Below are 12,063 nucleotides of genomic sequence, written 5' to 3' on the forward strand. Positions count from 1 at the left end.
CTTGGCCGGCGCAATCAGCGGCTCCACCAACGCCCATTCCTCATCGGTCAAGTCGCTGGGATAACGTAGCCGGCTGCGGTCGTAACGACTGCGGTTCTCCTTCGTCCACATGGGCGCCCCTTCAAATTCGGACCGCCTCCCTTGAATCACAAACGATTCCGATGATTCAAGATGTTCTCGGACAGACACTTAGAGATCGGTCGCCCTTCGCTCGATCACTCCGTACCTGAGAAACGGACTTCCCGCTCATCCTACTCGCTCGCCCCACTATTTTGAAAGCGCTGCAAGCGAGCGTAAAAACCACTTGGCGGGTGCGGCGTAGTCATTCGCTGAGCCCCGCGGCTCAGGCGCGCGGCGGTGCAGGCCGCCGCGGTTTCGAGAATTCGGGTGGGCCGTTCGAACCACGGCGGTGCCGGCAAGCGGCTGGGCTCAGGCAATCGATTATCGCGCACCATGCACGCCGGTAGGGAGCATAGCTTCGCCTAAGGGCCAGCCCGAACCAAACAGATGCGTCCTCGATCATCCATGCCGCAAAACAATATCCATGAACCATTTAGAAAAGATGCCGGCTGTTCCCGATCCGTAACTGATCTTAAACGGTGCGATGGCAACAAACGGCCATGGAAACCGAACGCCCGCGCAGGCCGCTTTTTAATCAGTATCACCGGCAAATGCTCGACCCTCTTCGTGACCGCGATTGGGTGTCTTCTTCGAAGCTTCCCGACCACCCCGGAACAACGCTCGCTCTTTTACGAAACGGATGGATGGAGCGACGCTCAACCGGCGACGGTGTCGAATATCGTATGACCGAAGCCGGTCTGACAGAACTTAGCCGCCCCCGATAACCCGCAAACCGGTGGGAAACGACGAACGTGTCAAAGGCCATGGAATTGATCGTCGCGGGCTACGTGAAGGTGCGGGACCGACGCGCTCTAGCCGACTTGCTGGCGCATCGGCGCAAGGTGCTCGCCCAGCTGCAAGCCATATCGGGCATCAACCCAGAAAACGCAGTAAGAGCAATTTAAGAGGAATTGGCGGTGATCGAAGCCGACCTCGAAGCACTTAAACCTCCGCCCGGTTCGCTGCCTGAGAACGAGTTGAGCTAGGATGCGCGTTAACAAGATCAATTGGGACAAAATCGGCCGGGTGACGCAGCCGGGTCGATATAAGTGCTTTTTCGGATATCTAAACGTCACTTCAGAGGACATTGCGGTGTGGACGCGCTACCCCGATGCGACGTTCACTTTGATCCCGCGGCCGATGACTGAGCATTCGGTGGGTGAAGATTACCGTCTAGGCGCGTTCGACATCGGCAATCCTGAACAGTAGGACGGTCCGCCGCCGTCGCCCTGCGGCACAGCCCCGACGGGCGTTGTCTCCAAGAGGATGTCGTCCCGCGCTATCTCACGGGTCGTGAACGGACCGGTAGCGGTCAAGAGCCCCAAGCATTTGGCAGGCTCGCGCAGTCACAGCTCACGATGCATCTCGATGTTTCGCAGCTCAGTCAGGAATTCCGACGCAGTGGTTTGGTCAAAAAAATCTCTGCTGTCGCCTGTGTGGTCCATCACGATCTGGGTAGCCATGGAAGAGAACTCCGCAAGTCCTAGCCCCTCCCGCGGAAGAACCTCGCGGCGCCGGCTGGTGTTCCTAGTCCGGGGAAATTTGCTGTGTTTCCCATTAGGCGCCCCTGACCGGCATCGACGAGAGCCTGGTCCGCCGCGACCTGACCCCACCGCAGCGCACTGAGCTGATCGCGAAGCAGAAGGCGGCATATAGAGCCCTGCATCCGGAGACGAAGCACGGCGCGAGCGGGCGCCGCGGGAAAAAGACCGCCACAAGACAGGAAAACCAGAACGGACGATCCAGCGCGACGCGAACCGCGCCAAGGCCCTAGGCCCCGATCTGGACCGTGTTTCAAGACGTCGCGTACCAACCGACAGGAAAGTCGTCGTGCCCGCGATCCTGCTCTATTTGATCTTCAGCCCTGGCTAATCCGGCGCCCCTTAAATGGGGCGAGACACCTAAACGTCGTTGATTGCGCAGCCGTTTCCGCGGGAATGCGGGGCGGATAGACAAGATACAAGGCTGATCGTGCGACCTCAAAAGGAAGATCTGCTTCCAGGTGTTGTGCGGAGGTACCTAGCAGCGAATCGGGCCATCACGAATCGGAGATTGAAGGGGCGTTCGCCTGAAGAAATCGCCTTGCGCGACCCAGCGCTCGCTCGAGTGACGCTGCTGTTGGTCGGACCACCATCCAGCTGTTTGGATAGGGGCGGTGCCGTACCACGCGCATCGCGCTTGCCATGGAGCAGCGGACGCGCGCTGCGGCTGTCGGAGCCGTTCTGCGACAAATCGCGCGAGCTCCCCGACGGAAGCTATGTCGGGTTTGTCGAGTCCGCCCGCGGCAGTCTCGGGCACTGGATGGCGGTGCGCGACGGCAAGATCGAGCGCTACCAGATCATCGCGCCGACCACCTGGAATCTCTCGCCGCGCGATTCCTTCGACGTCGGCGGCCCGCTGGAGCAGGCGCTGGTCGGCACTGATGTCGGCGACGCCGGCCCGCGTGCGGTTGCGATCCAGCACATCGTGCGCTCGCTCGATCCCTGCATGGTGTGCATCGCGCATTGACCGGAAACTTCGTTGCCGGCTGCAAATCGAATTGTTTCCGCTTCTCGTGTTGGCAGCGTCCTCGCGTACCGTTCATGAAAGTGGTTCAAATTCGCAACGTTTTGGAATCTCTCCACTTTTGAATCTCTCCAGGCTGTTGGCCTGCTTCTTGCTACCCTTTGCGTCATCGAAAAGTCAAAGCCGAAGGCGGGAGGATTCATGGGCGCGGCGACGGAAACGTTTTACAGCGTGATCAGGCGGCAAGGCATCACGCGTCGGAGCTTTCATAAATTCTGCAGCCTGACGGCGACGAGCCTCGGCCTCGGAGCTCTGGCGGCGAGCCGCATCGCGAACGCGCTCGAACTTAAGCCGCGCGTGCCCGTGATCTGGATGCACGGCCTCGAATGCACCTGCTGCTCGGAAAGCTTCATTCGCTCCGCGCATCCACTGGTCAAGGATGCGGTGCTGTCGATGATCTCGCTCGACTACGACGACACCATCATGGCGGCTGCGGGCCACCAGGCCGAAGCCATCCTCGAGGAGACCCGCGCCAAGCACAAAGGCCAGTATATCCTCGCGGTGGAAGGCAATCCGCCGCTGAACGAAGGCGGGATGTTCTGCATCGACGGCGGCAAGCCGTTCGTCGAGAAGCTGAAGATGATGGCCGAGGACGCGATGGCAATCATCGCCTGGGGCGCCTGCGCCTCCTGGGGCTGCGTGCAGGCGGCAAAGCCCAATCCGACACAGGCAACTCCGATCGACAAGGTGATCACCAACAAGCCCATCATCAAGGTGCCGGGATGCCCCCCGATCGCCGAGGTGATGACCGGAGTCGTCACCTTCATCACCACCTTCGGCAAGCTGCCCGAGCTCGATCGCCAGGGCCGACCGAAGATGTTCTACTCGCAGCGCATTCATGACAAGTGCTACCGGCGCCCGCATTTCGACGCGGGGCAGTTCGTCGAGGAGTGGGACGACGAGGCCGCGCGCAAGGGCTATTGCCTCTACAAGATGGGCTGCAAGGGGCCGACCACCTACAACGCCTGCTCGACCGTGCGCTGGAACGGCGGCGTCTCCTTCCCGATCCAGTCGGGTCATGGCTGCATCGGATGCTCAGAGGACGGCTTCTGGGACAAGGGCTCATTCTACGACCGCCTCACCAACATCAAGCAGTTCGGCATCGAGAAGAATGCCGATCAGATCGGCATGGCGGCAGCCGGCGCCGTCGGCGCGGCGGTCGCGGCGCATGCCGCGGTGACGGCGGCGAAGCGCCTCGCCAACAAGCGCGACGATGCGAACCAAGATCACTAATCGAGTTCAGGGGAGATAGCGATGGGCATCCAGACACCCAATGGGTTCAAGCTCGACAATTCCGGCAAGCGCATCGTCGTCGATCCGGTCACCCGCATCGAAGGTCACATGCGGGTCGAGGTCAACGTCGATTCCAACAACATCATCCGTAACGCCGTATCGACCGGCACGATGTGGCGCGGCATCGAGGTGATCCTCAAGAATCGCGATCCGCGCGACGCCTGGGCGTTTACCGAACGGATTTGCGGCGTCTGCACCGGCACGCATGCCCTGACTTCGGTCCGCGCGGTCGAGAATGCACTTGGGATCACAATTCCGGAGAATGCCAACTCGATCCGCAATCTGATGCAGCTCGCGCTGCAGGTGCACGACCATGTCGTTCACTTCTATCACCTGCACGCGCTGGATTGGGTCGACGTGGTCTCCGCGCTCTCGGCCGATCCGCGGGCGACCTCGACGCTGGCGCAGTCGATCTCGAGCTGGCCGCTGTCGTCACCCGGCTATTTCAAGGATCTGCAGACCCGTCTCAAGAAGTTCGTCGAGTCGGGGCAGCTCGGTCCGTTCAAGAACGGGTATTGGGGCAGCAAAGCCTACAGGCTACCGCCCGAGGCCAATCTGATGGCGGTGGCGCATTATCTGGAGGCGCTCGATTTCCAGAAGGAGATCGTCAAGATTCACACCATCTTCGGCGGCAAGAACCCGCATCCTAACTGGCTCGTCGGCGGCGTGCCCTGTCCGATCAATGTCGACGGCACCGGCGCTGTCGGCGCCATCAACATGGAACGGCTGAACCTGGTCTCCTCGATCATCGACCGTCTGATCGAGTTCAACGAAATGGTCTATCTCCCCGATGTGGCGGCGATCGGCTCATTCTACAAGGATTGGCTCTATGGCGGCGGCCTTTCGAGCCAGAGCGTGCTCTCGTATGGCGATGTGCCAGAACATGCCAACGACTATTCCGCCAAGAGCCTGAAGCTGCCGCGCGGCGCCATTATCAACGGCAACCTGTCCGAGGTGCTTCCGGTCGACCACGCCAATCCCGACGAGATCCAGGAGTTCGTGGTGCACTCCTGGTACAAATATCCCGACGAGACCAAGGGACTTCATCCCTGGGACGGCGTCACCGAGCCGAATTACGTGCTGGGACCCAACGCGAAGGGCACCAAGACGGCGATCGAGCAGCTCGACGAAGGCGGCAAGTACTCCTGGATCAAGGCGCCGCGCTGGCGCGGTCACGCCATGGAGGTCGGCCCGCTGGCGCGCTGGGTCGTCGGCTACGCGCAGAACAAGGCGGAGTTCAAGGATCCCGTCGACAAGTTCCTTCGGGATCTGAACCTGCCGATGTCGGCGCTGTTCTCGACGCTCGGCCGCACGGCGGCGCGTGCGCTCGAATCCGTCTGGGCCGGGCGCCAGATGCGCTACTTCCAGGACAAGCTCGTCGCCAACATCAAGGCCGGCGACAGCTCGACCGCCAATGTCGACAAGTGGAAGCCGGAGAGCTGGCCGAAGGAGGCCAAGGGAGTCGGCTTCACCGAGGCGCCGCGCGGCGCGCTCGCGCACTGGGTCAAGATCAAGGACACCAAGATCGACAACTACCAGTGCGTGGTGCCGACGACTTGGAACGGGTCGCCGCGCGACCCCAAGGGAAATATTGGCGCCTTCGAGGCGTCGCTCATGAACACGCCGATGGTCAATCCCGAGCAGCCGCTGGAGATCCTGCGCACCATCCATTCCTTCGATCCGTGCCTGGCCTGTTCGACGCACGTCATGAGTCGGGACGGCCAGGAGCTTGCCAAGGTCAAGGTCAGGTAGGAGAGGATCATGATGGATGCAGTTGCTCCCGCCTCGGACGCCAGGCCCGACCTCGCAGCGATCGCAGCCGATGCTTCCGGAGAACGTGCGGTGGGTCGTCCTAGCGTCTATGTCTACGAAGCGCCGGTACGGATCTGTCACTGGGTGAACGCGTTCTCGATTATCGTGCTTATGGTGACCGGCTATCTGATCGGAACGCCGTTGCCGACGGTCGCGGGCGAGGCGTCCGACAACTTCGTGATGGGCTACATCCGGTTTGCCCATTTCGCGGCGGGGCAGGTGCTGGCGGTGTTCTTCCTCGCCCGCATCCTCTGGGCCTTCGTCGGCAACCACCACTCCCGGCAGATTTTCTATCTGCCGGTGCATCGCAGGCAGTTCTGGAAAGAAGTGCTGCATGAAATCCGCTGGTACGCGTTCCTGGAGCGCGAGCCCAAGATGTATGTCGGCCATAATCCTCTGGCGCAGATTGCGATGTTCACGGGATTCACGCTGTTCGTGGCTTTCATGATCATCACCGGGATTGCGCTCTATTCGGAAGGCACCGGCATCGATAGCTGGCAGCATAAGCTGTTCGGCTGGGTGTTTGCGATCTGGCCGAACAGCCAGGACGTGCACACCTGGCATCATCTCGGCATGTGGGCGCTGGTCGTGTTCGTGATGGTGCACATCTACACCGCGATCCGCGAAGACATCATGTCGCGCCAGAGCATCATCTCCTCGATGATCTCGGGCGAACGGCAATTCCGCGGCTGAAACGGGAACGCCAAGTGAAGCCGACATTCTCGCAAGACGATCGCATCCTGGTGCTCGGCATCGGCAATATCCTGTGGGCCGATGAAGGGTTCGGCGTCCGGGTGGTGGAGGAATTCCACCGCCGCTACGCCGTACCCGACAATGTCACCATTCTCGATGGCGGCACGCAGGGGCTCTATCTCGTCAACTATCTGGAAGAGGCGGACCGCCTGATCGTGTTCGACGCGATCGACTATGGCCTCGAGCCCGGCCAGTTGAAGCTTGTGCGTGACGACGAGGTGCCGCGTTTCACTGGCGCCAAGAAGATGAGCCTGCACCAGACCGGCTTCCAGGAAGTCATCAGCGCGGCCGACCTGCTCGGCCGCTGCCCGAAACATCTGGTGCTGATCGGCTGCCAGCCGCTCGATCTCGAAGACTGGGGCGGGCCGCTGACGCCGCCGGTGCGCGACCAGATCGCGCCGGCGATCAATCTCGCTTGCGCCATCCTGGCCGAATGGGGCCTCACGGTGAGCCAACGCGCCGAGCCATTGGCAGATATCGAGCGGCTGCTCGCCAATGACATCGATCATCTCCATTACGAGACGCCGCCGGCCTGATCGGCCACACTTTCGGAGACTTGCCCATGTGCCTCGGCCTGCCCATGACGATTGTCGAGACCGACGGGATCTCGGCGCTGTGCGCGTATCGCGGCGAGCAGCGCCCCGTCTCTGTGCTGCTGCTCTCGAATCCTCCGGTCGGCGCCAAGGTGCTGGTCTATATCGACACCGCGATCCGGCTGCTGGACGAGGACGAGGCACGCCTGATCGCGAATGCGATCGAAGGTCTCAGCGCGGCGCTCGACGGCGAGGATTGCGACCGCTTCTTCGCCGACCTCATCGACCGCGAGCCGCAACTACCCCAGCACCTGCGGTCCGACTAGGATCGCCGCTGCTTCTCCCGTTTGATGCGTTGACGACATCAGTGACCGGCCGGCCTCGGCGGCCGCTGCGCGCCTGGAAGATCGATTTCTACCTGCAAAGACAGCTCTCACCAGATATGGCAAGTATCTTTCCATTGAAGCCTGGCTTACAGTCGGCGCCAAGAAATACATGATCTGGATCAATGGGATAAATCCGAACATGTGATAACCGATCCTGGCACGTGGCTTGCTAACCTTTAGTTCGGCAAAAACACAAGCTTGTCAGGAGAGGTTCGATGGAATTCCAGGTGGGAAAGCATGATCTGGCGCGGAGTGGTCTGCCCGAGGTCGATGCTGCGACGGTCGATCATTTTCTTGGCGGAGCGGACGAGGCCGGTGCGGTCGCGGTGCTGCTGTCGGCGGGCGATCCCAACCGCTTTCCGGAGGCAATCGATGTCGCCGTGGTGCTGCCCGAGCTTATCGCAGCGTTCGGCAATCGGCTGCGCGGTGCGATCATCGCACGCGACGCTGAGCGTGTGCTCGGCGAGCGCTTCGAAGTGCGGGTGCAGCCGACGCTGATCTTCGTCGCCAACGGCAAGACGCTGGGGTTGATCGCCAAGATCCAGGACTGGTCGGTGTATGCCGACCGCATCACCAAGCTGATCGACCGGCCGCGCGGGCAAGGCGCCGCAGTCGCCGTCACCATCGTTCCCCAGCATCGCGCACAAGAGGTCGGGCTATGAAGGCTGGCTTCTGGGATGCGCCCGAAGGCGCCGGGCAACCAGTCAACGTGTTTCCGATCGGCGACGAGAGTCTCAATGCAGCGAAGGGAAGCCTGACGGCGGCCGGCGCGCTCGCAAAGCTTGCAACGCTCGACAGTGCGGAGCTTGCAAAGAGCTGCCCGAACGCGGTCGCGCTGCTCTCGAGGATCGCGGATGCCATCGTGGATCAAAAGGCGAACGCGCCGACAAGACTGTTTCGGCTGGCCAATCTCAACGATCTCGAGAGCAAGCTGGTGGCCGACGTGCTCGGCGAAGGCGAGGTCGCCGGCGTCGTCGCGCTGCCGGACGGATCGCTGGCGCAGATCCAGGAATCGGTGCTGGCGGGAATTTGGCGTGTGCGGCTCGAGACCGACGCCACTTCCGAATATCTCGAGATCGGCGCGGTTCCCGAGATCGTCAAGCGCGCGGCTGCCGACCTGACATCCGCCGATTTCGAGATCGGGCAGGTGCCGGAGGGCGCCATGAACGTGCTGCCGGTGCTCGCCGAAATCCGCGAGTGGGCACAGGCCTGGCGGCCCGGCATTCGCTCGCAGATCATCAATTTCACGCTGCTGCCGATGAGCCCGGTCGACATGAGCTTCCTGCAGGACACGATCCGGAACGGACCGATCCAGCTGGTGTCGCGCGGCTACGGCACCTGCCGGGTGCTCTCCACCGGCATCCGCAATGTCTGGTCGGTGCAGTTCTTCAACGCCATGGACACTATCATTCTCGATACGCTCGAAGTCGGCGGCGCGCCGACGGTTGCGCTGGCAGCGGACGAGGATTTCGAGGATTCCGCCGAGCGGCTGCAGGAAATCATCGAGGCCTACTTCAAATGAGCGCCTTCGAGAATATTGGCGTGCGCCAGGACGTCGCCGACGTCACGCGGCTGGAATGCGGCATCTGCTGGACCGTCTACGATCCGGCGGATGGCGATGAGGTAGCGCAGATCGCGCCGGGCACGCCGTTCGCGGCGCTGCCGGAGGAGTGGCACTGCCCGAATTGCGACGCGCCAAAATCCAAGTTCATGGCGATCGAAACATGATAGGCAGCGCGCCAGCGAGTGCGTCAGGTCCTGCCGGCGACCCCGACGCCGCGGCGTGGGGCGAGCTTCTGGCCGCAAGCTACCGCGAGATCGGCGAGCGCGCGATGCGCGATCTACCCATCTACAACGATGCGCTCGACGTCGAGCCGGTCGGTTTCCGTCCCTTCAACGGCACGATCGTCGGCATCATGGTCACGTCGTGGTTCATGAACGTGGCGATGCCGGCGGGCGCGGTGACGCCAGCCACCTCGGGCGCGACCGTGCGAATGCGTTTTCCCGCGGGCGATATCGAATTCACCCTCAGCGAGGTCGCCCGGATCGGCCGGATCGCGAGCTGCTCGCTGTTCTCGCCGATGTTCCAATTCGCCGACATGGATGCCGCGCGAGCGACGGCCGAAGCCGCGCTTGCCGAATTGATGCTGCCGGCGGACAGCGAGGAGGCGGTTCGCCGCCGCGAGCCCGCGACAAGCCCGATCGATCGGCGTAACTTCCTGCGGGGTGCTGCCTTGACGGAGCGGCATGGATGAGTCTCTCGTTTCGCAACGAGATCGATATTACGGTGCTGTTGTCCGGCGCCACGATCGCCGACGTCGCGATCAAGCCGCGCAACCGGCCGCCGCTGACGCGGCTGTTTGCGGGAAAGCCCGCGGCTTCGCTGCTTCCGGTGCTGCCGCGTCTGTTCTCGCTGTGCTCGATCGCCCATCACGTGGCGTTCCAGTCGGCGGTGGAAGCCGCGCAAGGGCGGGAGGCGGCTCCCGCAACGGTGCGGCGCCGCGTCACCGCAGTCGTGGTCGAGCGGCTGACCGAACTGCTGCGCGGCCTGTTCGTCGGACGGCTCGCGCTCGACGGCACAAACGCTCCGGCGGTGCGCGCCGTAATGCAGGCAAGCGCGCTGCTTGGGGGCGCGGACGAGGCCGTCCCGCCGGCCTTGCATCGCGACGCGGTGGTGCAGATCAAGGCCGCGCTCGGCGCGATGGGGATCGCCGGCGAAGAAGACGAGACGCTCGCGCCGGGCAGCCCGCTCGCCGCCTCCGTCGCGGGATGCCACGGCAAGCTGGTGTCAGAGCCCGAGGCCGATCCATCCTTCCTGACGGTGGCGGACGATTTAGACATCGTCACGCGTCTGCTGGCGGACGGTGCGGCCTATTCCGATGCGCCGGACCTCTGCGGCCGGATTCCGGAAACCGGCGTCTGGGCGCGCAGGGCACGCCGTGAAGCGGTCTCGGCGGCGGAAGCGGGCTCCGCCGCGCGTCTGAAGGCGCGGATTGCCGAGGTCGCGCGGCTCTGCGCCTGGCTCGATCGTGGCGATGCGAATCTCGATGAAGGCGTCGTCGCGAGCTACCGGCTCGGCGCGGGCAAGGGGGCAGCCGCGGTCGAATGCGCACGCGGGCGCCTCCATCACGCCGTCGCACTGGACGACGAGGATCGCGTCGTCAACTTCGAGTTCCTGGCACCGACCGAGTGGAATTTTCACGCCCGCGGACCGCTGGTCAGGAGCCTCAAGGGCGCGACGCTCGCGACCGGCCGGCAGGGACAGGACGCGGTTCGCGCGCTGGTCGGCTCCTTCGATCCCTGCGTCGGCTTCAGCCTGCAATTTCGCGAGGCCAGCCATGCATGAGATGGCGCTGTGCGAAGGCATCGTCGGTATCGTCGAGGAGGAAGCGCGCAAGCGCGCTTTCACCAAGATGAACGTCGTCTGTCTGGAGATCGGTGCGCTGAGCCATGTCGCGCCGGAGGCGCTGAAATTCTGCTTCGAGGCCGTGGCCGCGCGAACCATCGCGCAAGGCGCGCGGCTCGAGATCGTCGAGACGCCCGGCACGGCTTGGTGCATGGCCTGTTCCAAAACCGTTGAGATCGGGCGGCGTTACGAGCCGTGCCCGTCCTGCGGCGGCTACCAATTGCAGGTGACGGGCGGCGAAGAGATGCGCGTAAGGGAATTGGAGGTCGACTGATGTGTACGGTCTGCGGCTGCAGCGACGGCAAGGCATCGATCGAAGATGCGCATGGTCATCATCATGATCACGGCGATGGCCATGAGCACGGCGGGCACCATCATCATCACCGCGGTCATGGCCACGACCACGGTCACCACCATCGCCACGGTGGTGCCCACGACCACGCCCCCGATGAGGCCGGGCTGCTCGACTGCGGCGCCAATCCCGCGGGCCAGAAGATCGCCGGCATGAGCAGCGACCGCATCATCCAGGTCGAGTGCGACATCCTCGGCAAGAACGACCGGCTTGCGGCCGACAACCGCGCCCGCTTCGCGGCCGACGGCGTGCTCGCCTTCAACCTGGTCTCCAGCCCCGGCGCCGGCAAAACCTCGCTGCTGGTCCGCGCCCTGTCCGAGCTGAAGGTAAGCTTTGCGATCGGCGTGATCGAAGGCGACCAGCAGACCTCCAACGATGCCGAGCGCATTCGCGCGACCGGCGTGCCGGCGATCCAGGTCAATACCGGCAAGGGCTGTCACCTCGACGCCGCCATGGTCGGCGAGGCCTATGACCGGCTGCCCTGGCTGAACGGCGGCCTGCTCTTCATCGAGAATGTCGGCAACCTGGTTTGCCCGGCGGCGTTCGATCTCGGCGAGGCCTGCAAGATCGTGGTGTTCTCGACCACCGAGGGCGAGGACAAGCCGCTGAAATACCCCGACATGTTCGCAGCCTCGTCGCTGATGCTGATCAACAAGATCGATCTCGCGCCCGTGCTCGATTTCGATCTGGCGAAGACCATCGACTATGCGCGCCGGGTCAACCCGAAGATCGAGGTGCTGACGGTGTCGGCGCGCACCGGCGAAGGCTTTGCGGCGTTCTTTGCCTGGATCCGCAAGCGGATGGCGGCGACGACGCCTGCCGCGATGACGGCGGCGGAGTGAC

The 12,063-nt window shown here is 63.2% G+C and carries 15 protein-coding genes and 1 pseudogene; 15 read left to right on the top strand and 1 reads right to left on the bottom strand.

Going from position 1 to position 12,063, the window contains the following annotated elements:
- Positions 1-111, bottom strand: a 111-nt coding sequence (locus tag ABID59_RS36230) for a transposase (RefSeq protein ID WP_502916856.1), incomplete at its 3' end; no start/stop codon positions are given.
- A 773-nt stretch (positions 112-884) separates the two neighbouring features.
- Between ABID59_RS36230 and ABID59_RS36235 the strand changes: the two genes are divergently transcribed.
- From ABID59_RS36235 to hypB, 15 genes and pseudogenes are all read left to right on the top strand, one after another.
- Positions 885-1,025 (top strand): hypothetical protein, encoded by a 141-nt coding sequence (locus tag ABID59_RS36235; protein WP_354086528.1) that lies wholly within the window; start codon positions 885-887, stop codon positions 1,023-1,025.
- An 82-nt stretch (positions 1,026-1,107) separates the two neighbouring features.
- A complete protein-coding gene (locus ABID59_RS36240) occupies positions 1,108-1,329 on the top strand; it encodes a hypothetical protein (RefSeq protein WP_354086529.1) in 222 nt (73 codons plus the stop codon).
- A gap of 987 nt (positions 1,330-2,316) precedes the next feature.
- Positions 2,317-2,628, top strand: a pseudogene (locus tag ABID59_RS36245) (nickel-dependent hydrogenase large subunit); the annotation flags it as partial.
- A gap of 198 nt (positions 2,629-2,826) precedes the next feature.
- Positions 2,827-3,918, top strand: coding sequence for a hydrogenase small subunit (locus ABID59_RS36250; protein ID WP_354086530.1), 1,092 nt, complete (start codon positions 2,827-2,829; stop codon positions 3,916-3,918).
- Between the two features lie 21 nt (positions 3,919-3,939).
- On the top strand, positions 3,940-5,730 hold the full coding sequence (locus tag ABID59_RS36255) for a nickel-dependent hydrogenase large subunit (RefSeq protein ID WP_354086531.1): 1,791 nt from the start codon (positions 3,940-3,942) through the stop codon (positions 5,728-5,730).
- A gap of 9 nt (positions 5,731-5,739) precedes the next feature.
- Positions 5,740-6,483: a Ni/Fe-hydrogenase, b-type cytochrome subunit gene (gene cybH / locus ABID59_RS36260; protein WP_354086532.1), complete on the top strand. Its 744-nt coding sequence runs from the start codon at positions 5,740-5,742 to the stop codon at positions 6,481-6,483.
- Between the two features lie 14 nt (positions 6,484-6,497).
- Positions 6,498-7,079, top strand: coding sequence for a HyaD/HybD family hydrogenase maturation endopeptidase (locus ABID59_RS36265; RefSeq protein WP_354086533.1), 582 nt, complete (start codon positions 6,498-6,500; stop codon positions 7,077-7,079).
- A gap of 26 nt (positions 7,080-7,105) precedes the next feature.
- Complete coding sequence (locus ABID59_RS36270) at positions 7,106-7,402, top strand: HypC/HybG/HupF family hydrogenase formation chaperone (protein WP_354086534.1); 297 nt, start codon at positions 7,106-7,108, stop codon at positions 7,400-7,402.
- A 275-nt stretch (positions 7,403-7,677) separates the two neighbouring features.
- Complete coding sequence (locus tag ABID59_RS36275; protein WP_148756124.1) at positions 7,678-8,124, top strand: thioredoxin domain-containing protein; 447 nt, start codon at positions 7,678-7,680, stop codon at positions 8,122-8,124.
- Positions 8,121-8,984 carry a hydrogenase expression/formation protein gene (locus tag ABID59_RS36280; RefSeq protein ID WP_354086535.1) on the top strand — a complete coding sequence of 288 codons (864 nt, stop codon included), beginning with the start codon at positions 8,121-8,123 and terminating at the stop codon, positions 8,982-8,984. The genes ABID59_RS36275 and ABID59_RS36280 overlap by 4 nt, the downstream gene beginning before the upstream one ends.
- A complete protein-coding gene (locus ABID59_RS36285; RefSeq protein WP_148756122.1) occupies positions 8,981-9,190 on the top strand; it encodes a rubredoxin in 210 nt (69 codons plus the stop codon). Before ABID59_RS36280 ends, ABID59_RS36285 begins: the two co-directional genes overlap by 4 nt.
- Positions 9,187-9,717, top strand: coding sequence for a [NiFe]-hydrogenase assembly chaperone HybE (gene hybE / locus ABID59_RS36290; RefSeq protein WP_354086536.1), 531 nt, complete (start codon positions 9,187-9,189; stop codon positions 9,715-9,717). Before ABID59_RS36285 ends, hybE begins: the two co-directional genes overlap by 4 nt.
- On the top strand, positions 9,714-10,808 hold the full coding sequence (locus tag ABID59_RS36295) for a nickel-dependent hydrogenase large subunit (protein WP_354086537.1): 1,095 nt from the start codon (positions 9,714-9,716) through the stop codon (positions 10,806-10,808). The genes hybE and ABID59_RS36295 overlap by 4 nt, the downstream gene beginning before the upstream one ends.
- Positions 10,801-11,142 (top strand): hydrogenase maturation nickel metallochaperone HypA, encoded by a 342-nt coding sequence (gene hypA / locus ABID59_RS36300; protein WP_354086538.1) that lies wholly within the window; start codon positions 10,801-10,803, stop codon positions 11,140-11,142. The genes ABID59_RS36295 and hypA overlap by 8 nt, the downstream gene beginning before the upstream one ends.
- Complete coding sequence (hypB, locus tag ABID59_RS36305) at positions 11,142-12,062, top strand: hydrogenase nickel incorporation protein HypB (RefSeq protein ID WP_354086539.1); 921 nt, start codon at positions 11,142-11,144, stop codon at positions 12,060-12,062. The genes hypA and hypB overlap by 1 nt, the downstream gene beginning before the upstream one ends.
- Position 12,063: the final 1 nt, after the last annotated feature.

Origin of the sequence: Bradyrhizobium sp. S3.3.6, assembly GCF_040546905.1 — a bacterium.
In the GTDB taxonomy this organism is placed as follows: domain Bacteria; phylum Pseudomonadota; class Alphaproteobacteria; order Rhizobiales; family Xanthobacteraceae; genus Bradyrhizobium; species Bradyrhizobium cytisi.